Genomic DNA, 25,084 nt, shown 5'->3' with positions numbered 1-25,084 from the left:
TTGGACGGGTCAAGGCTCCGGTGGCGCCGGTCCCAGGTTACCACCATTTCCAGGGACGGCTTTGACAGGCGGCGTAGCCCGTAACCCGGTTCCTTAATCCCAAGGACCCGGCGGTGTTCCCAAGGGGCGAGCGCTTTCGCGCCATACCCTGGCCAGCAGCAACTGATTAAGGGGCGGCGCGCTCGCCGTCCGATGTTTCATACGGGCCGACGCTTGATGCGCCAGACTGTGCCGACCAAAACTGAGAGACAATTCGCGACATTGCGGAGCGAAACTTCCGCGCGCCGCGTTGTCCTCTCGGCTTTCGGTTCGGCGCGGCGCGAGCGCAGGTGTTTTGGCCTTCCCCTCACCCCCGAATCAGGTGGACCGTCGCGTCACCCGGCAGCGCTCATCGCGCCCACGGTGAATCGCGCCCGCCGCCGCCAAGAGTTAAGACATGCCCAACAAGATGTTGATCGATGCCACCCACCCGGAAGAGACCCGGGTCGTCGTGGTCCGCGGCAATCGCGTCGAAGAATTTGATTTCGAGACCGCGCAACGCAAGCAACTGCGCGGCAATATCTACCTCGCCAAGGTCACACGGGTCGAACCGTCCCTCCAGGCCGCCTTCGTCGAATATGGCGGCAATCGCCACGGCTTCCTCGCCTTCAGCGAAATCCATCCCGATTACTACCAGATCCCGGTTGCCGATCGGCAGGCGCTGATCGAGGCCGAGGAGCAGGCTCATCGCGAGGCCGAGGAGGAGAACGAGAACCGTTCCCACAACCGCCGCCGCTCGCGCCACCGCAACGCCCGTCGTCGCGGCCATGGCGAGCGCGTGCAGAGCGACATCGTCGAGGGCCTCGAGGCCGGCGCTGATCCCGCCGCCCAGCCGCTCGAAGGCGGGGTGCTGCCGGAGCACGCCGAGGGCGTCGCGCACGAGGGCGAGCATCTGCACGCCGAAGCGGAGCATCACGACGCGTTCGAGGCTCATGACCACGATCATGACGAGCATGGGCACGACGATCATGATCACGACCACCATCACCATGATGATGACGGGCACGATCATGATCACGAGCACGACCATGCCGACGAGGCGCCCGCGGCCGTCGCGGCAGTCGGAGCCGAACCCGTTGTCGCGCCCGAGGTAGCCGAGCCGCAGGAGGCCGCCGCCTCCGAAGCGCCAGTGCCCGAACCCTATGCCGCGGCGCTGGCGGAAGCCGTGACAACCGCGATCGAACCCGCCGACGCCGTGTACGCGGCCGATGAAAGCGCAGAAGTGCCGCATCCCGAGGCTCCGGCTGAGGACGACGCCGAGGATGGCGAGGACGGTGAAGAGGCCGAAGAGGAAGTCGTCGAGTCCGTCGGCGGCGACGACGTGCTGGAAGAAGTGCCGGAGCGCACCTTCCGCCCGCGCCGCCAGTACAAGATCCAGGAGGTCATCAAGCGCCGCCAGGTGATGCTGGTGCAGGTCGTCAAGGAAGAGCGCGGCAACAAGGGCGCCGCGCTGACGACCTATCTGTCGCTCGCCGGCCGCTATGCCGTCCTGATGCCCAACACAGCGCGCGGCGGCGGCATCAGCCGCAAGATCACCAGCGCGCAGGATCGTTCGCGCCTGAAGGAAGTGGTGCAGGATCTCGACGTGCCCGAGGGCATGGGCATCATCCTGCGCACGGCCGGCGCCTCCCGCACCAAGCCCGAGATCAAGCGCGACTTCGAATACCTGATCCGGATGTGGGAGACGGTGCGCGACCTGACGCTGAAATCGCAGGCGCCAACCCTCGTCTACGAGGAAGGATCGCTGATCAAGCGCTCGCTGCGCGACCTCTACAACAAGGAAATCGACGAGATCCAGGTCGCGGGCGAAGGCGGCTACCGCGAAGCGCGCGATTTCATGAAGATGCTGATGCCGGCCAATGTCAGCGCGGTGAAGCAGTATCGCGACGGCCAGCCGCTGTTCTCGCGCATGGGCGTCGAGAGCCAGCTCGACGCGATGTTCTCGCCGACCGTGCAGTTGCGCTCCGGCGGCTACATCGTGATCAACCAGACCGAGGCGCTGGTCTCGATCGACGTCAACTCGGGCCGCTCGACGCGCGAGCACCATATCGAGGACACCGCGCTCAAGACCAATCTGGAAGCGGCCGAAGAGGTTGCGCGCCAGCTTCGCCTGCGTGACCTCGCCGGCCTGATCGTCATCGACTTCATCGACATGGACGAGAAGCGCAACAACCGCGCGGTCGAGCGCAAGCTGTCCGATTGCCTCAGGCAGGACCGCGCGCGCATCCAGGTCGGCCGCATCTCGCATTTCGGCCTTCTGGAGATGTCGCGCCAGCGCATCCGCGCCAGCGTGCTCGAGAGCTCGACCGATCCCTGCCCGCATTGCGGTGGCACCGGTCACGTGCGCTCGGTCTCCTCCGTCGCGCTCCAGCTCCTGCGCGGGCTCGAAGAGATTTTGATGAAGGGCGCGACCCACAATCTGGTGGTCCGTACCCGCACCGACGTCGCGCTCTATGTTCTGAACCACAAGCGCGGCCATCTGCGCGACCTCGAGAACAGCTTCAAGGTCACGCTGTCGATCATCGCCGACGCGAGCGTCAGCGGGCCGCAGGCCTACGTCATCGACCGCGGCGAGCAGGTCCACACGCTGGAAGCCGCCAAGGCGCTGCTTGCGGCGCAGGCCGCGGCAAGCCCGCCGCCCGTGGTTGAAGAGGCCTATGACGACGAGGACGGTTTCGATCTCGAAACCGAATCCGAGGTCGAGACGGACGAGACCGAGGGTCTCACTGAGGAACAGGCCGCAGGCGATGCTGCGCCCGAGCAGGACGGCCAGCGCCGTAGGCGCCGTCGGCGTCGTCGTGGCCGCGGCGGCCAGCGCGAGGGCGAGCTTCGCGAGGATACAGCGCCGACCGTTCCCGAGCCGGCCATGGCTGCAGGCGAGTCCGACGAGGAAGCCGACGCGGAGCAGGAAGGCGAAGAGACCGAGGAGCAGCTCGACCAGGCCCGTGGTGAGCAGGGGGGCGGCGAGCGCCGTCGCCGGCGTGGACGTCGCGGCGGTCGCCGCCGGCGTGGCGGTGGCGAGGAAGGTCTCTCCGGTTCGATCAGCGACGAGCTGAGCGCCAATCTGCCGCCCGAGGCGACGGAGGCGGTCGCCGATTTCGACGGCCTCACGCTAGAGACTCCCTCGATCGCGCAGACCGAAGCGACCGTTCAACCTGCGGCGCCTCAGCCTGAGGAACCGGCCGACGCAGCACCTGCCCCGGCTCAGTCCGAGGCCGCCGCTGATGAGTCAACGTCGGATAGCGATAAGGCCGCGCGGCGTCGTTCGACCGTGCGTGAAAAGGTGAGCTTCTTCAGCAGCCAGCCCGAGCCCGCTGCCGAGGTCGCGCAAACGCCCACCGAGGTTGCGCCCCCCGCTCCCGCCGCCGAGCCGGCGCCAGAGGCCGCAGTCGAAACACCGGCGCCGCAGCCGCGTCGCGCCGGCTGGTGGTCGCGCCGCTTCGGCGGCGGCGAATAGGCCGAACGCCAACAGACAAAAACGCCCGGCCAAGCCGGGCGTTTTTCGTTTGGATCAGCTACCGCTATAGCGGCGGCACGTCGCGGGAGGCGATCTGGCGAAGCTGGTCGTAGAGGTCAGGCGCTTCGCTGGTGCAGAGACAGACGCCTTTGGCGGCAGGCGCATCGCCGGCGTTGAGGTAGGCGTGGCCCATGGTGCTGTCGAGATAGATGCCGTCGCCCTCGCCCAGGATCTCCGGCGCGTAGAACTCGGTGTGGACGGCGACGCGGCCGCTCGTCACCAGAAAATACTCCTCGCCGGCATGGCGCAGCAGCGGGCCGAACTCCTCCAGCGAGCGCGCGCGGACCTCGGCCAGGATCGGCACCATGCGTTTGCCGATCAGGTCGGTGCATTGATACGTGTAGGTGTAGAATTTCGTCGTGATCACCTGCCCCTGCCCGGCCCGGCTGATGCTGCGCCGAGCGGTTACCGGTCGGTCGTGCTCGGGGCGCATCGGGGTCGCCGGGTTGAACAGCTCGGCGATTTCCATCTTCAGGCCTGAGGTGAGCTGCACCAGCTTGTCATAGGTCAGCGACATCAGCCCGTTCTCGACCTTGGACAGGGTCGAGAGCGCCATGCCCGTCCGCTCCGCTACCTGCTTGAGCGTCAGGCCGCGCGCCTGGCGGGCGGCCTTGAGGCATAGGCCGAGCTGGGAATTGGCACCTTCGGACGTCGTGATCTCGCTCATGCAGCAAGCCTAACACGGCAATAGAAAAATTGTTGGCCGATCCGCCTAAACTTTTGGGCTCAGCTTATGTCGAAGAGTTCCACTTGGCCGCCCGAAAGGCAACTTTGCCAGCATTTGTGCACGAAACGGCCGGTTTTGACAAAAATTGATGCGCCGGCCACACTTTCCGATATGCTAAATCGTTTTCATAATTTGAAAGGCCATGGCATTGTCCGAGCTTTGCGATTCCAGCGCCGTCGAGCTGCGCCGCCTGCTGGCCGCGCGGGCGATCTCGCCCGTCGAGCTGCTTGACGCCTGCCTGTCGCGCATCGCCACCACCAATCCCGCCGTGAACGCCGTCGTGACGCTGGACGAGCCCGGCGCGCGCGCTGCGGCCAAGGAAGCCGAGGCCGCCATCCTGCGCGGCGAGGATCGTGGCGCCCTGCACGGCCTGCCGGTCCTCATCAAGGATACACAGGACACCGCCGGGCTACGCACGACCTATGGCAGCCCGCTGTTCGGGGATCACATTCCAGCCGCCGACCAGGCTTCCGTTGCGCGGCTGCGCGCGGCCGGTGCGATCATCTTCGGCAAGACCAACACGCCGGAATGGGCTGCGGGCGGCAACACCCGCAACCCGGTGTTCGGCGCGACCGGCAATCCCTTCGATCCCATGCGCTCGGCAGCCGGCTCCTCCGGCGGCTCGGCGGTGGCGCTCGCCTGCGGCATGGCCCCGCTCGCTTCGGGCTCCGACACCGGCGGCTCCTTGCGCAATCCGGCCGGCTTTGCCGGCATCGTCGGCATGCGTCCCTCCTATGGCCTCGTGGCGAGCGAAAAGCGCGCCTTCGGCTGGTCCAACCTGTCGACCGACGGGCCGATGGCGCGCAATGTCGCCGACACCGCACTGATGCTGTCGGTGATGGCGAGCGACGACGCGCGTGATCCGCTCGCCTACACCCTGCCCGGCGAACCATTGCGCGGACGCGCCGAACGCTGGACAGCGCCGCGCCCCGCCGAGCTCGGCAAGCTGCGCGTCGCCTTCACCGAAGACTTTGGCTTTGCCCCGACCGAGCAGGCGATCCGCCGCGTATTCCGCCACCGCGTTGGCAAGCTTGCGCCGCTGTTTGCCGACTGCCGCGAGGCGACGCCGGATTGCTCCGGCGCGGACGATGCCTTCGCCGTGCTGCGCGCAGGCCTGTTCCTCGGGATGCACGGCAAGAACTACAAGGAGCGTCCCGAGATGCTCGGCCCCAATGTGCGGGCCAATGTCGAGGAAGGCCTGAACTACACGCTCGAAGACTACGCGCGCGCGGCGACGACGCAGACGCGGATCTATCGCGCCTATCAAAACTTCTTCGAAAGCTGCGACGTGCTGATCAGCCCGACCATCACGCTGAGCCCGCGCCCCTGGTCGGAGCTCTATCCGGCGCAGATCGACGGCACGCCGACCAAATCTTATTTCCACTGGCTTGCGCTCGCCTATGCCGTGACGCTTCCAGGCCATCCCGCGCTCAGCCTGCCACTCGGCGTCGATGAAGCGGGCCTGCCCTTCGGCCTCCAGATCGTGGGCCCGCGCGGCGGGGACGCCATCGTGCTCTCGATTGCGGCGAGCATCGAGGCGGCGTTTGCGAGCGACCCGCAGCTCTGCCGCCCGATCCCCGATCTGGCACGGCTCGCCGGGGCGCCGCCGCTCTCGGCGGCGCCAGGCTTCTTCACCTGGGAATGACCCCACAGCAGAGTTAGCAGCCACCGGATCGCCGGCGAAACGGAGATGAGCATGACTGAATTGTCGCAGCGGAAAACCGGGGTCGTCGCGTTCGTCCTGCTCTACATCGCCTACTGTATCTCCTACATCGACCGCGCCGCGATCTCGCTGGCGCTGGCGCAGATCGGCAAGGACTTCAATCTCCAGGCCGCCGATCTCGGCATCGTCATCAGCGCGTTCTTCCTCGGCTATGCCGCGATGCAGGTGCCGGGCGGATGGCTCTCCGACCGCTTCGGCTCGAAATATGTGGTGATCGTCACGATCGTGATGTGGTCGCTGTTCACGGCCTTCACGAGCCTGGCCTGGTCACTGACGTCGCTGATCGCGATCCGCTTCATCTTCGGCATCGCCGAGGGCGGCTTTCCGCCGGCGAGCATTCGCGCCATCGCGGAGCTGTTCAAGAAGGACAGCCGGCCAAAAATGTCGGCGCTGCTGCTGTCGTCGAACTATGCCGGCAGCATGATCGCGCCGCTGATCATGGCGCCGCTGATCCTCTGGCTCGGCTGGCGCCACGCCTTCAATACGATCGGCATCGCCGGCCTGGTGTTCGCGATCGTCTATTTCCTCTTCGTCCCTCATCTGCGGCGCCTGGGCGCGGCCCCGGCGAGCACGGCGACGGCGAAGCCTGCGGACCGCACGCCGATGCGCGAATTGATGAAGAACCCGCTGATCTGGCAGCTGATGGTGGTGTGGTTCGGCCTCAGCTGCGTCAACAAGGGCCTGGATTCCTGGATGCCGCTTTATTTGCTCCAGCAGCGCGGACTCGATCTCAAGACCGTCGGCATCGTGGCGCCGATCCCGTTCGTGATGGCGACGATCGCGACCGCGATCGGCGGCTGGGTAATGACGAGGTTTTTCGCCGAGCGCGAAAAATGGCTGCTGATCGGCAGCTCCGCGTTGACCGGCATCTTCCTCTACGCCATGTACAAGGCGGAAACGATCGCGGTGCTGATCACCTACCAGTCGCTGGTCTATTTCTTCAAATCCTTCGTGCTGGCCTCGGTGGTAGCGCTTCCGACGAAACTGCTTCGCGACGACCAGATCGGATCGGGCGTCGGCATGGTCAATCTCGGCGGCCAGAGCGCAGGTTTCGTGGCGCCGGCGGCGATTGGCTTCATCGTGACCGGAACCGGATCGTTCGATGCGGCCTTCGGCTTCCTGGTGGCGATGACCGCGATGTCGGTCGTCGTCGCGGCGACCATCAACACGGCGCAACCCAAACTCGCGCCGCAGCCGGCCTGAGGGGCACATGCCGATGCAAAGCACAATCGTCCTTGGCGGCGGCATGATCGGTGTCAGCGCGGCGCTGCACTTGCAGCGGCGCGGCTGGTCGGTGACGCTCGTCGACCGCAGGGAGCCGGGCCGGGAGACCAGCTACGGCAATGCCGGAATGATCCAGGCGGAGGCTGTGCGGCCATATCCAATGCCGCGCGACTTTGCGACGCTGTTGAAGATCGTGACCGGCCGCACCAACGACGTCCGCTACAGCCTTGCGTCCCTGCACCGCCACGTCGAGCCCCTGCTCCGCTATTGGTGGCATTCGGCGCCGAAGCGGCATCGCGAGGCGATCGAGGCATGGGCGCGCCTGATCGCCTATGCGACATCAGAGCACGATACCCTCATCCGCGAGGCGCACGCCGACAATCTCATTCGTCGCGCCGGCTACCGGCTGCTGCATCGCGATCCCGCCGCGCTCGAGCTCGCGATCAAGACCGCGGAGGAAAACCAGCGCGACTTCGGCGTGAACTTCCGCGTGCTGTCCGGCAGCGAGCTCGCGAAGGCCGAACCGATCCTGCGCGATGATCTTCCCGGTGCCATCCACTGGCTCGACACCTGGACCGTGTCGGATCCCGGCGCCTTGGTCGCCACCTATGCCGAACTGTTCCAGCGCCTCGGCGGCCATATCCTTCTCGGCGATGCGCAGACGTTGCAGCAGACCTCGTCCGGATGGTCGGTGCAGACCGACGACGGACCGATCGATGCGGCCAATGTCGTCGTCACCCTCGGACCGTGGTCGCCCGATCTGTTGCAAAAGTTCGGCTACCGCATTCCGCTGGTGCGCAAGCGCGGCTACCATATGCACTATAGCGGCGGCGCTTCGCTCGACCTGCCGCTGGTCGATACGGCAAGAGGCTATGCCATGGGGCCGATGGCCAAGGGCATCCGGATCACCACCGGCGCCGAGTTGACCGGACCGGATGCGCCGGCAACGCCCGTGCAACTCGCCAGTGCTGAGGCCTCCGCGCGAGAACTGCTCGATCTCGGCGGCCGCGCCGAACCCGAGCCGTGGTATGGCACGCGGCCCTGCACGCCCGATATGTTGCCGGTGCTGGGGCCTGCGCCGCACCATCGCGGGCTCTGGATGAATTTCGGCCACGGTCACCAGGGCTTTACGCTGGGGCCCGCGACCGGACGCCTGCTCGCGGAGATGATGAGCGGCGAGAGGCCGTCGATCGATCCCGCGCCGTACCGGCCGGAGCGCTTCTAGCCAGCGTGTTTCGCGGCGAGAACCGCCAGCGCGGCCGACATTCGCATTAGCGGATCGTCCCATTCGCCCGGCCTGCGCTGTCGGAACAGCCGCATGGTCGGATACCATGGGCTGTCCTCGCGATCGCGCAGCCAGCGCCAGTCGAGCGCGTAAGGCAGGAGCATCCAGACCGGGCGGCCGAGCGCGCCGGCAAGATGCGCAACCGAGGTGTCCACGGCGATGACGAGATCGAGCGCTGCGACCGCCGCGGCGGTATCGGAAAAATCGCCGAGCGCCGGCGCGAGATCGATGATGTCGGTGCCAAGCGCCGCCAGCACCGGGACGTCAGCCTCGCGCGGCTCCTTCTGCAAGCTGTAAAGCTGCACGCCCGGCGTGATCAGGCACGGCAAGACCTCTTCTGCCAACAGGGAGCGCTGCGCGTCGCCCTTGTGCCTGGGATTGCCAGCCCAGACCACGCCGACCTTCAGCGCGCTTAGACCATCGAGCGCGGCGCGCCATCGCAAGACCCTTGCCGGATCCGGATGCAGATAGGGCACGTTCGACGGGATCGTATCGAGCGTCGTGCCGAACACGCGCGGCAGGCTCATCAGCGGCAGCTGCACGTCGAACGGCGGCAGCGGCTCGCCGCGCGCGATCACGGTGACGCCCTCCATCATGCGCAGCAGCGAGGCGAGCGCCGGCTGGACCTGGAGGATGATGGAGCCGCCCTGGGCGGCCACCATCGGCAGGTAGCGCACGAATTGCAGGGCGTCGCCGAGCCCGTATTCGGCGAACAGCAGAAGCCTGCAGCCTAGAAGCGGCTCGCCCCGCCATTCCGGCTCGCTGAAGATCGGATCGCCGTCCGAGAGGGTTTTGCACCTGCGCCGCCATTGATAGGCTTCAAAGCCGCTGGCGAAGTCGCCGTTCATCAGCAGGAAATGCGCGTGGTTATATTGCGCGAGCGGCTGCTCCGGATCGAGCGCGATGGCCTGGTGCGAGGCGGCAAGCGCCGCGTCGATCTCGCCGGCGTTACGCAGCGCCACCGCGAGGTTCGCATGGCCCTTGGCATAGGCGGGATCGGCGACGACGGCGCGGCGATGAGCGGCAACAGCCGCTTCGACACGGCCCTGCTTCTCGAAGATGATGCCGAGATTGGTGTGGGCTGGCGCATGATCGGCCTTCAGCTCCAGCGCGCGCTCGCAGGCCGCGATGGCCTCGTCGAAAAGTCCGAGCTCGCACAGGCAGGCGCCAAGATTGCTGGTGATCACGTGATCAGCCGGATCGCGCGCGATGGTCCGCTGGTAGGTCGCGGCCGCCTGATGCAGGTGGCCGGCCTCGTGCAGGACGAGACCGAGCAACCGCAGCGCCGGAAGGTTGTCCGGATCAAGCGCGATCGCGCGGCGATAATGCGCGATCGCCTCCTCGAGCTCGCCCTTGCGGTAGAGCGCAGCGCCGAGATTGCAAAGCAGGCCCGGATCCTCGGCGCCCGCTTCGAGGGCGCGACGATAGGCCATCACGGCCTCGTCGAGCTTCTTCCGATCCGCAAGCACGTTGCCGAGATTGAGCCAGACGCCGCGATGCGCTGGATCCCTTGCGATGACCTCGCGATAAGCGTTCTCGGCCTCTGCGAGCCGTCCCTGCCCCGCCAGCGCGACGGCCAGGTTGAAATGCGCACGGATCAGATGCGGATCGATCTCGATGGCGCGCCGATAGGCGGCTTCCGCCTCTTCGAAGCGCGACAGCTCAGCCAGCGCCACGCCGAGCTTGTTGTAGAGGGCCGCGTCGCGCGGCCGCCCCAGCAGCGCGCGCTGAAACGCCGCCACCGCGCCGTCCCGCTCGCCCTTTACGGCAAGCGCATCGCCCAGCGTGACGAGGGCCGGCGCGTGGTCGGGATCGAGGCTGAACAGGCGGCTCAGCAGGCTCGCCCCGTCGCTCGCGCGATCGGTCACAAAAGCGACCACGGCGGACAGATGCAGCGCCGGCACATGGTCGGGATGCGCCTTCAGGACTTCGCCGCACAACAGGCCGGCCTGATCCGGCTGCCCCGCCTCGTAATGCTCCACCGCCTGCAACAGAATCCGATCGACCGCCGCCTTGCCCACGATGCCACCCGCCCTTCACCCCGAAATCCCGATGGGGGTTAAACGGACGGGCGCGAAAATTCCGTCACTTTGGCGCCTGGCAAAAACAGCAAGGGCTGATCGACGATGTCGACCAGCCCTCCAGTTTCAAGGCGCAGCGGCGCGAGGCGCCGTTACGATCAGCTTGCGGCTCAGTCCGTCGTGAGCGCCGTCTCCATGTCGGTCGGATCGATCTGCTGGCTCAGTCGCGCACTGAGCTTCTCGCGATCGAGCTCGCCCTCCCACCAGGCGACGATCACGCAGGCGACGCCGTTGCCGCAGAGGTTGGTCAGCGCGCGGCATTCGCTCATGAACTTGTCGATGCCGAGCACGATCGCCATGCCCGGCACGAGCCGTGGATCGACCACCGCCAGTGTCGCAGCGAGCGTGATGAAACCGGCGCCGGTGATGCCGGAGGCACCCTTCGAGGTCAGCATCGCCACCACCAGGATGGTGATTTGCTGGCCGAAGCTCAGATCGACGCCGAGCGCCTGCGCGATGAACAGGGTCGCCAGCGTCATGTAAATGTTGGTGCCGTCGAGGTTGAACGAGTAGCCAGTGGGCACCACGAGGCCGACCACCGACTTGGAGCAGCCGAGCCGTTCCAGCTTCTCCATCAAGGACGGCAACGCGCTTTCCGACGACGAGGTGCCGAGCACGATCAGGAGCTCGTCCTTGATGTACGCCAGGAACTTGAAGATCGAGAACCCCGCAAAGCGCGCGATCGTGCCGAGCACGACGAACACGAACAGCGCAGCGGTGACATAGAAGGTCGCGATCAGCCCGATCAGGTTGAGGATCGCGCCGGTGCCGAACTTGCCGATCGTATAGGCCATCGCGCCGAATGCGCCGATCGGCGCTGCGCGCATCACGATCGAGATGACACCGAACACGGCATGGGCGGCATCATCGATGAAGCTGCGGATCGTATGGCCACGCTCGCCGAGCCCCATGATGGCGAAGCCGAACAGCACCGAGAACAAGAGCACCTGGAGGATCTCGCCTTGCGCGAAGGCGCCGACCACGGTGTCAGGGATGATGTGCAGGATGAAGTCGACGCTCTTCTGTCCCTCGGCCTGCTTGGCGTAGTTGGCAACCGCCTGCGCGTTCGCCGCCGCACTGCCGAAACCCGCGCCGGGACGAACCAGATTGCCGACGACGAGCCCGATCAGGAGCGCGAAGGTCGAGACGATCTCGAAATAGACCAGCGCCTTGACGCCGATGCGGCCGACCTTCTTGGCGTCCTGGATGTGGGCGATGCCCGAGACCACGGTGCAGAAGATGATCGGGGCGATCACCATCTTGATCAGCTTGATGAAGCCGTCGCCCATCGCCTTGATCCAGTCGTTGGTTGCGACCGTAGGCCACAGCCAGCCGACGATGGCGCCCAGGAAGATGGCGATCAGCACCTGGACATAGAGAACCTTGTACCACGGCTTGGCCGCGGCCTTTGCGGCAGGCGCGGCCGCCGTCATCGTTGTCGTTGTCATTGCTCCCTCCCCTCAATTCTCTTGGTTCTAGCCAAGATCAACTTGGCGGGCCGAGTCAAATGGAACTGCTCGACCGTTGACCGCCTAGTGGCGGCGATCGACGATCCGGCGCGCGGCCGGCATCAAGGTCGCCCCGAGCGCATTCTTGATCAGCGACGCCGCGATGAACGGCACGATACCGACCTGCCAGGCCTTGACAGCGCCAAGCCCGAGGCCGAACGCAAGCCAGGCGAAGCCCATCGCCAAAATGACGATGTGGCCGATGGCCATGGCCGCGAACAGCCAGGCCATGCTCCGATCCCAGCCCCGCTCCGCGAGAAAGCCCGTGACGAAGGCCGCCGCGACGAAGCCGAACAGATATCCGGCCGTGGGGCCGACGAGCGGAGCGAGGCCGCCCACCGGGCCTGCGAACACCGGCAGGCCCATTGCGCCTTCCGCGAGATACGCGATCATGGTTGCGCTACCGAGGCGCCAGCCAAAGGCAGCGCCGATCATCAGCACGACCAGGGTCTGCAAGGTCATGGGCACATAGGGCAGCGGCAGGCTGACCTTGGCTGATAGCGCCATCAAGGCCGTTCCAAACGCAACCAGCACGACCGCGCGCAGCGCGCCCGCGGCTTCGCCGCTTTGGACCGGCCACACGATGGTGGCGAGAGGAAAATGCGGCGCGGCGGCAGGCGATCTATCGGACACGTTGAACTCCGGAAGGCTCTCAAAAACTGGCGGCTATTTAAGCCAGTGGGCGATCCGGTCAACTGCTTCCCGCATCTCCTCCCCCGATCTCGCATAGGAGAAGCGGATGAAAGAGCGGCCGTGCACGGGATCGAAGTCGATGCCGGGCGTGGCCGCGACATGGGCCTGCTCCAGCATCTGCTTGGCGAACTCAAAGCTGTCGGAGGTGAAATCCGACACGTCGGCATAGAGATAGAATGCGCCATCGGCGGGCAGGAACTTGGTCAGGCCCGCCTTGGGCAGGCCCTCGATCAGGATGCGGCGGTTCTCCTGATAGCCGTGCTTGATCTCCTCCATCTCGGCAGCGCCGTCGAATGCTGCTTCAGCCGCGATCTGCGACAGCGACGGCACCGAGATCGACAGGTTCTGCTGGAGCCGCTCGACCGGCCGCACCAGGACGTCCGGCACGACCATCCAGCCGACCCGCCAGCCAGTCATGCAAAAATATTTCGAGAACGAATTGATGATGAGCGCATGGTCCGACAGCGCCGCTGCGGTGACGGCGGGAAAAGCATAGTCGAGGCCGTGATAGATCTCGTCCGAGATGAAGCGAATACCGGCGCCCTCGGCGGCTGCGATCAGGCTGGATAGCGCTTCCCTGGACATCATGGTCCCGGTGGGGTTGGCGGGGCTTGCAACCAGCACGCCCTTGAGCGGCGCCTTGCGATGGGCAGCCAGCAGCGCCTCGCCGGTCAGAGCGTGACGGGTCTCGCTGGTGGTCTCGATCGGCACCGGCTCGCAGCCCAGCGCGGTCAGGATATGACGGTATGGCGGATAGCCGGGCACCGTCACCGCGACGCGGTCACCTGGCTCGAACAGGGCAAGGAAGGCCAGAATGAAGCCGCCGGAAGACCCGGTGGTGACGACGATCCGCTCGGGGCTCACCGCACAGCCATAGGCGTCGCGATAATGGCGCGCGATGCGCTCGCGCAACGAGGGGATGCCGAGCGCGGAGGTATAATCGATCCGCGTGGTGTCCAGTGCCCTGTGGGCGGCCGCGATCGCGGTCTTCGGGGCCGGCGCGGCGGGCTGTCCGACCTCCATATGAATGACGTGGCCGCCGGCTGCCTCTATACGCGCGGCCGCCGCCATCACGTCCATCACCATGAAGGGGGGAACGTCACTGCGGCGGGATGGCGTCAGCCAAGGCTCCAGCCGGTTCCTCAATATCGCATCGGCCATCAATATCTGCTATTTCGCTTCCAGTTCGGAACCCTTGGGGGGCCGGGAACGGGGGCGTCCGCGCCCCAGACTGGCCGCATTGTGCGGCTCATTAGGGCATAGCCCGTATCCGGTCCGACGCCAATCACCAAGACCAATCACAAAACTGCATTTCAAGACCGATCGATGTTGCTACAGCTCGCTTTGCGCAAGAAGGCCTCCGCTCTCACCGCCATCGTGACCGCGACCGCCATGGTGCTGGCGCCGCTCCCGGCGATCAAGGCGCAGGAGAGCCCCAGAGGTCCGCCGGTGCTGCGCGACACCGAGACCGAGCAACTGCTGCGCGAATATACCCGACCCATCCTGCGCGCCGCGGGTCTGGAGAAGCAGAACATCCAGATGGTGATCCTCAACGACGCATCGTTCAACGCGTTCGTCGCTGATGGCCGCCGCATCTTCGTCAATTACGGCGCGATCATGCAGTCGGAAACCCCGAACCAGCTGATCGGCGTGCTCGCGCACGAGACCGGGCATCTGGCCGGCGGGCATCTCGCCAAGCTGCGCGAGCAGCTCGCCAACGCCCAGACGCAGATGATCATCGCCATGCTGCTCGGCGCAGGCGCCATGGTCGCGGGCGCCCGCAGCGGCAACGCGAACAGTGGTCTCGCCAATGCCGGCGCGGCCGCCGTCGCCGGACCGCAGGAGATGATCCGCCGCTCGCTGTTGTCCTATCAGCGCCAACAGGAGGAGAACGCCGACCGTGCCGGCGTGAAGTTCCTGACCGCGACCCAGCAGTCGCCGAAGGGCATGTACGAGACGTTCAAGCGCTTCACCAGCGAGAGCCTGTTCGCCGCGCGCGGCGCCGATCCCTATTTGCAGTCGCATCCGATGCCGGCCGAGCGCGTCGAGGCGCTCGCCCAGTTCGCCCGCGCCAGCCCCTATTGGGACAAGAAGGACGATCCGGCACTCCAGGCGCGCCATGACATGGTTCGCGCCAAGGTCTCCGCCTTCATGGAGCGGCCCGAGACTGTCTACCGCCGCTATCCGCTGTCCAACGACAGCATACCAGCCCGCTATGCCCGCGCCATCAGCACCTATCTGCACGGCGACCTGCGCAGCGCGCTGTCCCAGATCGACGCGCTGATCCAGGCGCAGCCGAACAACCCGTATTTCTACGAGGTGCGCGGCCAGGCACTGCTCGAGAGCGGGAAGGCGGCGGAAGCGATCCCTGCCCTGCACAAGGCGGTGCAGCTGTCCGGCAACGCCCCGCTCATCGAGATGTTACTTGGGCAGGCTCTGGTCGGAACTGATAATAAGTCCTACACGGACGAAGCGATCCGGATTCTCCGTGCCGCGGTGGCGCGGGAGCCGGAGGCGCCGATCGGCTACACACAGCTCGCCATGGCCTATGGCCGCAAGGGGGACTATGCGGAGGCCGATTTGGCGTCGGCGCAGGCAGCTTACCTGCGCGGCGACAACAAGACCGCACGCGAGCTTGCGACGCGCGCAAAAACCCGTTTCGCCATTGGCACGCCCGGCTGGGTCAAGGCCGATGACATCGTGGCGTCAAAACCGCCACGCAACAATTAGACGCTTAGAACGACACCGACGCAATGACACCAACACCACGACGTCACGGCGCGGCCAGGTTAGATCGGCCGGGATGTCTTCCGAAACCTGCTTTCGACCAGAGGATTTGCCAATGCCTTCGCTGCGCCTGATCGTACCCGCCCTGTTTGCGCTCGCCGTGTTCGGCGCAACCGGGCCGGCCGCGGCCGACAGCTTCACCGACACCCAGCGCTCCGACATCGAGACGATCATCAAGAACTATCTCGTCAGCCATCCCGAGGTGCTCGAGGATGCGATGGCCGAGCTCAGCAAGCGCCAGGCGGCAGCCGAAGCGCAGAAGCACGAAGCAAGCATTGCGCAGAATGCGGATGCGATCTTCAACTCGCCGCGCCAGGTCGTGCTCGGCAACAAGGACGGCGACGTCACCTTCGTCGAGTTCTTCGACTACAATTGCGGCTACTGCAAGCGCGCGATGACCGACATGCTCGATCTCATGAAGGCCGATCCCAAGCTGAAGGTCGTGCTCAAGGAGTTTCCGGTGCTGAGCCAGGGCTCGGTCGAGGCGGCGCAGGTTGCGGTCGCCGTCCGCATGCAGGATCCCACCGGCAAGAAGTATCTCGACTTCCACCAGAAGCTGCTCGGCGGCCGCGGCCAGGCCGACAAGGCGCACGCGCTTGCCGCCGCCAAGGAAGCCGGTCTCGACGTCGCGAAGATCGAGAAGGACATGGCCACTCCGGAAGTGCGCGCCACGATCGAGGAGAACTTCAAGCTCGCCGAAGCGATGGGCATGAACGGCACGCCGAGCTACGTGATCGGCAAGCAGATCGTGGTCGGCGCCATCGGCCTCGACGGCCTGAAGGAAAAGATCGGCGTCGCACGCTGCGGCAAGGCGACCTGCTAGTTCCCGTTTTCGATTATCCGAACATTGAAAAAGGCCGGTTTTTACCGGCCTTTTTTGTTGTCGGAATCTTGGTGCGACCATTCATCTCGCATTCAACAAACAAAAACCTCGGAACCGATGAAGTTTCGGAACATCTCATTTCTCCTTTCGTTGTCGGCGCGGGCAATGACGCACAAAACACGTGAGGAGAGGTTCAATGACTAATCGCTTTATGATCTCGGTTGCCGCGCTGGCACTCGTCGCGGGCACTGGTCTCGCGAATGCGCAGGGAACTGGGACCAAGGAGTACGGCGGTCAGCAGACGCAGCAGCACCAGCCATCAGCTGGCGCGACCGAGCACGGCGGCGCCATGAATAAGGAATCCACGGGCAAGGAAAGAGGCACCGTGGGACAAGCTGGCGGATCCATGAAGTCCGGCGCTGAAGAGAGGTCCTCGGGCGCGATGAAGGACGAGAAGTCCGGCGCCATGCACAAGGATTCGACGGGCAAGGAAAAGGGCACCGTGGGACAGGCCGGCGGGTCAATGAAGTCCGGCGCTGAAGAGAGATCCTCAGGCGCGATGAAGGACGAAAAGTCCTCGGGCACGATGCACAAGAATCCGACGGCTGAGGAGAAGTCGGGTGTAACGAAGGGCCAACGCACTGACGAACGCGCCCAGGGCCAGCAGGACAGGTCGAAGGGCATGAGCTCGGAGACGCAAACCAAGTCCGGCACGTCGACCCAGACACAGACCACCGGCCAGGCCGGCGCCGGCGCCAAGCTCTCGACCGAGCAGCGCACGCAGATCACGTCAGTGATCCACGAGGAGCACGTGGCTCCCGTCAGCAACGTCAACTTCTCGGTTTCGGTCGGCACGCGGATTCCGCGTGAGGGCATCGAGCTGCACGCCCTGCCGTCGCGGGTGGCGACGATATATCCGGAGTGGCGAAGCTACAGGTACATCCTGGTCCGCGAGGAGATCGTGATCATCGATCCTGTCACCTACGAGATCATCGCGGTTCTCAACGCCTGACGGCCGGCAGATCGGCACCCCCCAGGGGCGGGCAGCAATGCCCGCCCTTTTTGCCATCGGCCGGCCATGATTTGGACTGGTTAACAAGCAATTTCCGTAGCTTCCGCACAGCTTTTTGCGGGCTGGATGAGCTATCTGAAGCCCCGCGGGAGGTCGTTGAAGGCTTCCCCTAAGCCCCTTTGTTACCTATAACCCCCGCCACCTCCGCCGAAGCACCTGACGGGATTTTGAATGGCTGAACCTGCGACCGACACGATCCTCGTCCTCAACGGGCCGAACCTCAACATGCTGGGGACGCGCGAACCGGAGAAATACGGACACGCGACACTCGCCGATGTCGAGACGCTCTGCCGGGAGACCGCAGCGAACTTCGGCCTCAAGGCCGACTGCCGGCAGTCCAACCGCGAAGGCGAATTGATCGACTTCATCCACGAGGCGCACGCCCGCAAGATGAAAGGCATCATCATCAATGCCGGCGGCTATTCGCACACCTCGATCGCGCTGCATGATGCACTGCTCGCGGTGCAGATCCCGACGGTCGAGGTGCACGTCACCAACATCCACGCCCGCGAGAGTTTCCGTCACCATTCCTACACCGCCCGCGCCGCCTTCGCGTCGCTGTGCGGCTTCGGCATCGAAGGCTACCGCCTCGCGATCCAGGGCCTTGCCGCCAAGCTCGGCATCCAGCCCAAAGCCTGACGCCCCTTTTCAAACAGAAGGTTCGGAATCAAGATCATGGCGCGCCAGCCAGACGATAAAGCAGCCGCAAAGTTTTCCAGCGAGGACTCCGCGCTCATCCGCGAACTCGCGACCCTGCTCGACGAGACGAGCCTCACCGAGATCGAGATCGAACGCGCAGGACTTCGCCTGCGCGTCGCGCGCAATATCAGCGTCGCCGCGGCCGTGCCGACGTCGATCATCGCGGCCCCTGTCGCGGCAGTTGCCACGGCGACTGCGGCCGGAGCGCCGGCAGATCTGTCGAAACATCCCGGCGCCGTCACCTCGCCGATGGTCGGCACCGCCTATTGGTCGCCCGAGCCGGGCGCAAAGCCTTTCATCGAGGTCGGCTCCAAGGTCTCGGTCGGTCAGACGCTCCTCATCATCGAAGCGATGAAGACCATGAACCAGATCCCCTCGCCGCGCGCCGGAACCGTGACTCAGATCCTGGTCGAGGACAGCCAGCCGGTCGAGTTCGGCGAGCCGCTGGTCATCATTGAATAAGCGAGTGGCGAATGGCGAATAGCGAATGGTTGCTACACTTCCATTCGCCATTCGCTACTCGCTATTTGCCCGCTGAGGCACCATGTTCGACAAGATCCTCATAGCCAATCGCGGCGAGATCGCCCTTCGCATCCTGCGGGCCTGCAAGGAGCTCGGGATCGCGACCGTCGCCGTGCACTCCACCGCCGACGCGGACGCGATGCATGTCCGCCTCTCCGACGAGAGCGTCTGCATCGGGCCGCCACAGTCGAAGGACAGCTATCTCAACGTTCCAGCGCTGCTCGCGGCCTGCGAGATCACCGGCGCCGATGCGGTGCATCCGGGCTACGGCTTCCTGTCGGAAAATGCGCGCTTCGCGGAAATCCTCTCCGAGCACAATCTGCATTTCATCGGTCCGAAGGCCGAGCACATCCGCCTGATGGGCGACAAGATCGAGGCCAAGAAGACCGCCAAGCGGCTCGGCATCCCTGTGGTGCCCGGCTCGGACGGCGCGGTCGGTCCCAACGACGACGCGACGGCGATCGCGAAGCAGATCGGCTTCCCCGTGCTGGTGAAGGCTGCCGCCGGCGGCGGCGGCCGCGGCATGAAGGTCGCGAACAGCGAGGCAGACCTTGCGCTGGCGCTGTCGACCGCCGCCAACGAGGCGAAATCCGCCTTCGGCGACGCGTCCGTCTACCTGGAAAAATACCTGAAGAAGCCGCGCCACATCGAAATCCAGATCCTCGGCGACGGCCGCGGCGGCGCGATCCACCTCGGCGAACGCGACTGCTCGCTGCAACGCCGTCACCAGAAGGTCTGGGAGGAAGGCCCCTCGCCCGTCCTCTCCGCGGCCGCGCGTGCCAAGATCGGTGAAACCTGCGCCAAGGCAATGCGCGAGATGAAATATCTCGGCGTCGGCACCATCGAGTTCCTCTACGAGGACGGCGAGTTCTACTTCATCGAGATGAACACGCGTATCCAGGTCGAGCATCCCGTCACCGAGAGCATCACCGATATCGACCTCGTGCTGGAGCAGATCCGCATTGCCGCCGGCGGCGACCTGCCGGCGAAGCAGGAGGAGATCCAGATCATCGGGCACGCGATCGAGTGCCGCATCAACGCGGAGAACCCGCAGACCTTCCGTCCCTCACCTGGCCGGATCTCGCAGTACCATCCGCCCGGCGGTCTGGGCGTACGGATCGACTCGGCCGTCTATCAGGGCTACACGATCCCGCCCTACTACGATTCCCTCGTCGGCAAGCTGATCGTGCACGGCAAGACCCGCACCGAGTGCCTGATGCGGCTGCGCCGCGCGCTGGACGAGATGGTGGTCGACGGCATCGAGACGACGCTGCCGCTGTTCCGATCCCTGGTGCGTGAACCCGCCATCATCGACGGCGACTATCACATCCATTGGCTCGAACAGTACCTGGCCGGCCAATCCGGCAACTAGCGGCCACCGTCCTACCCTTGCTATGGAACCGAACGCCGCTTGCGGCGTTATCGGCGGGTTTTCTGCATGGGGGAGTGGAAATTCTTAAGGTCGGAACTGGAGTTGGCGTGACGCCTGACCTGAGACGGCGGCGCGCACTTTGGCAGATCCTGCTGTTCGCGGCGGGACTCTTGGTGCTGACGGTGATCAGCGCCGGCTCCGTCTACCTCGTCAACAAGGCGCGTGACGACAACGCCTCGGTCATTCACACCATCGAGGTCGAGAACCAGATCCACACGCTGCTCCTGGAAATTCGCCGCGCCGAGAGCAGTGCGAGCGGATTTCTCCTCACGCGCGGGCCGGAATTCTGGACCGACCACCAGGCCGCGGTGGCGGGGGTCCCGCCGCATCTCAACAGGCTGGTGGAGCTGACCAAGGACAATCCCGCGCAGGCGGAAAGCGTCCGCAAGCTGCGGCCGGCGGTCGAAACCAGGCTCGACCAGTTCACGCGCGAGATGAATTACATCGAGCAGAGCGACTTCGCACGCGCCTCCGCGCTCGTCCGCGAAGCGGCCGCCGGCGACACGACGAGCACGATCCGCGACGCCGCAGACGCCATGCTCCGCGAGGAACAGCGATTATTCACGCTCCGCTCGGCCAATGCCAACAACAGTCAGACGCTGGCGGCATCGCTCACCGGCATCGGCTCCGGTCTCGTCGTGGTGCTCGCGTTGATCTCGATCTGGCTGGTGCGGCGCTCGGCGGCCATCCGCGACGAGGCGGAGGCACGCCTGCGCGATGCCAATCTCAATCTCGAGACCACCGTCGATGAACGCACGGCGGACTTGCGCGAAGCCAACAACGAGATCCAGCGCTTTGCCTATATCGTGAGTCATGACCTGCGCTCGCCGCTGGTCAACATCATGGGCTTCACCAGCGAGCTCGAGGAACTGGGCAACGACATCTTCCGGCGCATCGGCAGCCTCACCCACGTGCCGGCGGACGGGCCACCGCTGGCAATGAATGATGCCGCAGCAAGCGCGCTGGAGGAACCGGACAAGCAGCTGTCGCAGGATTTTTCCGAGGCGCTCGGCTTCATCAAATCCTCGATCGGCAAGATGGACCGCCTGATTTCGGCGATCCTCAACCTCACCCGCGAGGGCCGGCGCGAATTCGAGCCGGTCAGGATCGACACGGGCGAGCTGATCGAGACGATCGTGGCGACGGTAGCGCATCAGGCCGCCGAGGCGCAGGCCGAAATCCGCGTCGGCGAGCTGCCTGATATCGTGAGCGACCGCCTGGCGCTGGAGCAGATCTTCTCCAACCTGATCGACAACGCCATCAAGTATCTCAAGGCCGGCGTTCCCGGCGAGATCGTGCTGCGCGGCCGCACCAAGCTCGGCTATGCGATCTTCGAGATCTCTGACAATGGCCGCGGCATCGACCCGAAGGATCACCAGCGCATCTTCGATCTGTTCCGCCGCGCCGGCCTCCAGGACAAGCCGGGCCAGGGCATCGGCCTTGCCCACGTCCGCGCCCTGGTGCGGCGCCTCGGCGGCACGATGTCGGTCTCCTCCGAACTTAACGTCGGCAGCACGTTCACGATCACGCTGCCGATCAAGTGGAACGCCAGCAATCGGGACAGAAACCAATGACCCAGCCCGTCACCATCATCATGATCGAGGACGACGAAGGGCACGCCCGCCTGATCGAGCGCAACATCCGCCGCTCCGGCGTCAATAACGAGATCGTACCGTTCGCGAACGGCACGGACGCCACCAGATATCTGTTCGGCGCTGATGGCAACGGCCTGGCGCACAAAGGCAACGCGCTCCTGATCCTGCTCGACCTCAACCTGCCCGACATGACCGGGATCGATATCCTGAGGCGGATCAAGGAAAACAAGTACCTGAAGGCATCGCCCGTGGTGGTGCTGACCACCACCGACGACTCCCAGGAAATCAAGCGTTGCTACGAGCTCGGCTGCAACGTCTACATCACAAAGCCGGTCAACTACGAGAATTTTGCCAACGCGATCCGCCAGCTCGGGCTATTCTTCTCCGTCATCCAGATCCCAGCCGCCGCCACATGAGCCAGACCACGCCGACGCTGCTCTATATCGACGACGATGACGCGCTGGCGCGCCTCGTCGAGCGCGGCCTGTCGCGCCGCGGCTACAAGGTCGTTCTTGCCGCAAGCGGCGAGGAAGGCCTCGCTCGCATCCGGCAAGGCAACGTCGACGGCGACATCGACGTCGTGGCGCTGGACCAGTACATGCCGGGCCTCGACGGTCTCGAGACACTCGAACAGATCATGGCGATCCCGGACGCGCCGCCCGTCGTCTTCGTCACGGCCTCGCAGGATTCCAGCATTGCCGTGACCGCGCTGAAGGCGGGCGCCGCCGATTACCTCGTCAAGGATGTCACGGGCGACTTCATCCCGCTGCTGCGTGTCGCGGCCGACGGCGCCCTGCGTCAGGCCGAGTTGCAGAAGGCGCGCGAGGAGGCGGAAGCCGAGATCCACGCCTCGCGCGACCGCTACGCGGCGCTTGCCGCCGAGCGCGAAATGCTGCTGCGCGAGGTCAACCACCGCGTCGGCAACTCGCTCCAGATCATCGCTTCGCTGTTGCATCTCCAGGCAAGCTCGGCTGCGCAGGAGGAGGTCAAGGCCGCCCTGACCAATGCGATGGGCCGCGTCGCCGCGGTCGCACAGGTGCACCGCCGTCTCTACACCTCGCAAGATCTGAAGAGCGTGGTCCTGAACCAGTATCTGGATTCGCTGCTCGAGGACCTCCGCCGCTCGGCCGAGGGCAACCGGATGTCGCGCCTGACGCTGAAGGCCGAGCCGATCGAGATCGATCCGGACCGCGCAGTCGCGGTCGGCATCATCGTCAACGAGCTCGTCATGAACGCGGTGAAATACGCCTATCCGGACGGGGCAGGCCCCATTCACGTCGAGCTGACCTCGCAGGGCGAGGATCTCGTTCTGTCAATCGCCGATGATGGCGTCGGCGACAACGCCAAGGCCGATCCGCGCTCGACCGGGATGGGCCAGCGCATCGTCGCGGCGATGGCTTCCAAGCTCGACGCCTCCGTCGAACGCGATCCGGATCACGCCGGGACGAAGATCCTGCTGAAGTTCCGCCGCCTGCCCGCGCCGTCGAGCACGACGAACAGCGCCGCCGCGAGCTGATCCGCGAAGCCCCGCATCGACCCCATCGCAAGGCTGCCGCGATCCTGCTAATGTGCCGCGCATGACTGCGCGCGACTCCGCCTCGTCTGAAATCACCCCCGCCGTGCTGCTGCGTGCCTATGCCTGCGGCATCTTTCCGATGGCCGAGAGCGCGGACGATCCGACTCTGTTCTGGGTCGAGCCGGAGATGCGCGGCGTGATCCCGCTCGATGGATTTCGCGTCGCCTCGCGCCTTGCGCGCACCGTGCGTTCGGATGTGTTTCGCGTCACCGTCAACACCGCCTTCAAGGCGACGATGGCGGGCTGCGCCGCGCCGCAGGTCGGACGCGAGGACACCTGGATCAACAAGCGTATTCGTGACCTCTATGGCGGCCTGCACGAGCTCGGCCATTGCCACAGTGTCGAGGCCTGGCAGGGCGACGACCTCGTCGGTGGTCTCTATGGCGTGAGCCTGGGACGCGCTTTCTTCGGCGAAAGCATGTTTCACACCGCGCGTGATGCCTCGAAGGTCGCGCTGGTGCATCTGGTGGCGCGGCTCATCTGCGGCGGCTTCGAGCTGCTCGACACGCAATATGTCACCGAGCATCTGCGCAGCTTCGGTGCGGTCGAGATTTCCAGGCGCCGTTACACCGCCCTGCTCGACAAGGCGCTGGCGGGCGAGTCCGCCGACTTCCTGAAGTTGCCTGGAGACGCGATCCCGGGGGCGAGCGCACTCGAGATCATCGCGACGCGAAGCTAATTCCGGCCGAAGCCCGGGAGCCCGAAGAGGCCCGGCTGCTGCTGCGGTGGCGGCGGCGGAGGCGGCACCTGCTGCTGTTGCGGCGGCGGCTGCGGCGGACGCGGCTGCTGCACGGCCTGCTTGGGTGCGGCCTTCTTCTGCGCCGGCGGCGGTGGCGCGGCCGGCCTGCTCGCCGGATCCGGCGCCGCGGTCGCGATCGTCTGCTGCGGCTCTTTGCAGTCGGTCAGCCAGATGTCGTAGATCGGGTGCTCGACGCCGTGCAGGCCGGGACTTGCCGCAAACATCCAGCCCGAAAAAATCCGCTTCACCTCGCCTTGCAGCGTGATCTCGTCGACCTCGACGAAAGCGTCAGTATTGGCGGCTTCCGTCGCCGGTCGCGTGTAGCAGGCGTCGGTTTTGACGCGCAGCGCGCCGAACTGCACGGTCTCGCCGATCTCCTCGTCGAAATTGATGATGCGGCCGGTGATCTTGTCGAGGCCGGAGAAGGTCGCCTTCTTGTTCACGATCTTCTGCGCCGGAGGCTCGGTGACGACCTCATCGCCCGGCTGAAGGCTGGCCGGCGTCTGCGGCACACCGTTTTGCGGCGTGCCCTTGGGCTGGCGCTGCCCGGGCGGCAAGCCCGGCAGCGTCGGATTGGCGCCCGGCTGCGGCGGGGGGCTTTGAGGATTGGGCGGTGCGACCGCGATGGAGGGCTGCTGGTTCTGCGGCAGCACGGTGCTTCCCGGCGGCGGCGCCAGAGGCTGCGTCTCAACCGGACCGGGCAGAGCATTACCCTGGCGGGCGGCCGGACGGTTCGGCGTCGGCAGCACGCGGCCCTGCGGCGGCAGCTCCGGCACTTCCTCGTCGTCGTCAGGCATCTGCTGCTGCGGCTGGTTGCCGCGTGGAATGCTGCCGGGCGGCCGCAGCGGCGGCGGATCGGAGAAGATCGTGCCAATCTGCGCCTGCGCCGGAGGCGAGACGGTCATCGCTGTGGCGGCAAAAAGCGCCGCAAGGCCGGTCAGGATCAGGTTTCGAGACATCTCGCGCGGCTTCAACAGCGAATCGGGTTTATCGAGCATTGTACAGGGGTTACGGCCGCTCGCAGACCATCCGGTTAACACGC

General features: G+C 65.6%; 20 protein-coding genes. 14 read left to right on the top strand and 6 right to left on the bottom strand.

Annotation, left to right across the window (positions count from 1 at the left end; all coding sequences use genetic code 11):
- Positions 1 to 436 precede the first annotated feature (436 nt).
- On the top strand, positions 437 to 3,496 hold the full coding sequence (locus YUU_RS0123270) for a ribonuclease E/G (RefSeq protein ID WP_027524572.1): 3,060 nt from the start codon (positions 437 to 439) through the stop codon (positions 3,494 to 3,496).
- Between the two features lie 64 nt (positions 3,497 to 3,560).
- Here the strand turns inward: YUU_RS0123270 and YUU_RS0123265 are convergent, their stop codons facing one another.
- Positions 3,561 to 4,223, bottom strand: a complete 663-nt coding sequence (locus YUU_RS0123265) for a helix-turn-helix domain-containing protein (RefSeq protein WP_027524571.1) — start codon at positions 4,221 to 4,223, stop codon at positions 3,561 to 3,563.
- A gap of 208 nt (positions 4,224 to 4,431) precedes the next feature.
- Here YUU_RS0123265 and YUU_RS0123260 point away from each other — a divergent pair, with 208 nt between their 5' ends.
- The 3 genes from YUU_RS0123260 to YUU_RS0123250 are packed head-to-tail and all read left to right on the top strand — an operon-like array spanning position 4,432 to position 8,455.
- Entirely contained in the window at positions 4,432 to 5,928 is a 1,497-nt protein-coding gene (locus tag YUU_RS0123260) for an amidase (RefSeq protein ID WP_027524570.1), read from the top strand.
- 51 nt (positions 5,929 to 5,979) lie between these two features.
- A complete protein-coding gene (locus YUU_RS0123255) occupies positions 5,980 to 7,209 on the top strand; it encodes an MFS transporter (protein WP_027524569.1) in 1,230 nt (409 codons plus the stop codon).
- A 13-nt stretch (positions 7,210 to 7,222) separates the two neighbouring features.
- Complete coding sequence (locus YUU_RS0123250; protein WP_027524568.1) at positions 7,223 to 8,455, top strand: FAD-binding oxidoreductase; 1,233 nt, start codon at positions 7,223 to 7,225, stop codon at positions 8,453 to 8,455.
- Here the strand turns inward: YUU_RS0123250 and YUU_RS0123245 are convergent.
- The 4 genes from YUU_RS0123245 to YUU_RS0123230 all read right to left on the bottom strand — a co-directional run bounded on the left by YUU_RS0123245 (position 8,452) and on the right by YUU_RS0123230 (position 13,958).
- Positions 8,452 to 10,536, bottom strand: a complete 2,085-nt coding sequence (locus YUU_RS0123245; RefSeq protein WP_027524567.1) for a tetratricopeptide repeat protein — start codon at positions 10,534 to 10,536, stop codon at positions 8,452 to 8,454. The two genes, YUU_RS0123250 and YUU_RS0123245, sit on opposite strands and share 4 nt — an antisense overlap.
- 170 nt (positions 10,537 to 10,706) lie before the next feature.
- Positions 10,707 to 12,044 carry a dicarboxylate/amino acid:cation symporter gene (locus YUU_RS0123240; protein ID WP_027524566.1) on the bottom strand — a complete coding sequence of 446 codons (1,338 nt, stop codon included), beginning with the start codon at positions 12,042 to 12,044 and terminating at the stop codon, positions 10,707 to 10,709.
- An 84-nt stretch (positions 12,045 to 12,128) separates the two neighbouring features.
- Positions 12,129 to 12,686: a biotin transporter BioY gene (locus YUU_RS0123235; RefSeq protein WP_027524565.1), complete on the bottom strand. Its 558-nt coding sequence runs from the start codon at positions 12,684 to 12,686 to the stop codon at positions 12,129 to 12,131.
- Positions 12,687 to 12,770: 84 nt separating this feature from the next.
- On the bottom strand, positions 12,771 to 13,958 hold the full coding sequence (locus YUU_RS0123230) for a pyridoxal phosphate-dependent aminotransferase (RefSeq protein WP_027524564.1): 1,188 nt from the start codon (positions 13,956 to 13,958) through the stop codon (positions 12,771 to 12,773).
- A 165-nt stretch (positions 13,959 to 14,123) separates the two neighbouring features.
- Here YUU_RS0123230 and YUU_RS0123225 point away from each other — a divergent pair, with 165 nt between their 5' ends.
- From YUU_RS0123225 to aat, 10 genes are all read left to right on the top strand, one after another.
- The gene (locus YUU_RS0123225) at positions 14,124 to 15,527 is read left to right on the top strand and encodes a M48 family metalloprotease (RefSeq protein ID WP_027524563.1); all 1,404 of its coding nucleotides are present in this window, start codon (positions 14,124 to 14,126) and stop codon (positions 15,525 to 15,527) included.
- 112 nt (positions 15,528 to 15,639) lie between these two features.
- Positions 15,640 to 16,407: a DsbA family protein gene (locus tag YUU_RS0123220; RefSeq protein ID WP_027524562.1), complete on the top strand. Its 768-nt coding sequence runs from the start codon at positions 15,640 to 15,642 to the stop codon at positions 16,405 to 16,407.
- A gap of 196 nt (positions 16,408 to 16,603) precedes the next feature.
- Complete coding sequence (locus YUU_RS0123215) at positions 16,604 to 17,419, top strand: DUF1236 domain-containing protein (protein ID WP_027524561.1); 816 nt, start codon at positions 16,604 to 16,606, stop codon at positions 17,417 to 17,419.
- Positions 17,420 to 17,650: 231 nt separating this feature from the next.
- Complete coding sequence (gene aroQ / locus YUU_RS0123210; protein ID WP_027524560.1) at positions 17,651 to 18,118, top strand: type II 3-dehydroquinate dehydratase; 468 nt, start codon at positions 17,651 to 17,653, stop codon at positions 18,116 to 18,118.
- Positions 18,119 to 18,154: 36 nt separating this feature from the next.
- Positions 18,155 to 18,640, top strand: coding sequence for an acetyl-CoA carboxylase biotin carboxyl carrier protein (accB, locus tag YUU_RS0123205; protein WP_027524559.1), 486 nt, complete (start codon positions 18,155 to 18,157; stop codon positions 18,638 to 18,640).
- Positions 18,641 to 18,722: 82 nt separating this feature from the next.
- Positions 18,723 to 20,072 carry an acetyl-CoA carboxylase biotin carboxylase subunit gene (accC, locus tag YUU_RS0123200; RefSeq protein WP_027524558.1) on the top strand — a complete coding sequence of 450 codons (1,350 nt, stop codon included), beginning with the start codon at positions 18,723 to 18,725 and terminating at the stop codon, positions 20,070 to 20,072.
- Positions 20,073 to 20,179: 107 nt separating this feature from the next.
- On the top strand, positions 20,180 to 21,706 hold the full coding sequence (locus YUU_RS0123195; protein WP_027524557.1) for a CHASE3 domain-containing protein: 1,527 nt from the start codon (positions 20,180 to 20,182) through the stop codon (positions 21,704 to 21,706).
- Positions 21,703 to 22,143 carry a response regulator gene (locus YUU_RS0123190; RefSeq protein ID WP_027524556.1) on the top strand — a complete coding sequence of 147 codons (441 nt, stop codon included), beginning with the start codon at positions 21,703 to 21,705 and terminating at the stop codon, positions 22,141 to 22,143. The genes YUU_RS0123195 and YUU_RS0123190 overlap by 4 nt, the downstream gene beginning before the upstream one ends.
- Positions 22,140 to 23,243: a sensor histidine kinase gene (locus tag YUU_RS0123185; protein ID WP_027524555.1), complete on the top strand. Its 1,104-nt coding sequence runs from the start codon at positions 22,140 to 22,142 to the stop codon at positions 23,241 to 23,243. Before YUU_RS0123190 ends, YUU_RS0123185 begins: the two co-directional genes overlap by 4 nt.
- A gap of 61 nt (positions 23,244 to 23,304) precedes the next feature.
- Positions 23,305 to 23,982 carry a leucyl/phenylalanyl-tRNA--protein transferase gene (gene aat, locus YUU_RS0123180; RefSeq protein WP_027524554.1) on the top strand — a complete coding sequence of 226 codons (678 nt, stop codon included), beginning with the start codon at positions 23,305 to 23,307 and terminating at the stop codon, positions 23,980 to 23,982.
- Here aat and YUU_RS0123175 read toward each other — a convergent pair.
- Positions 23,979 to 25,040, bottom strand: a complete 1,062-nt coding sequence (locus tag YUU_RS0123175) for a DUF2155 domain-containing protein (protein WP_027524553.1) — start codon at positions 25,038 to 25,040, stop codon at positions 23,979 to 23,981. The genes aat and YUU_RS0123175 overlap by 4 nt on opposite strands.
- Positions 25,041 to 25,084 lie beyond the last annotated feature (44 nt).

The sequence above is a fragment of the Bradyrhizobium sp. Ec3.3 genome, assembly GCF_000472925.1.
In the GTDB taxonomy this organism is placed as follows: Bacteria; Pseudomonadota; Alphaproteobacteria; order Rhizobiales; family Xanthobacteraceae; genus Bradyrhizobium.
This window is presented reverse-complemented; position numbering and strand designations above follow the sequence as displayed.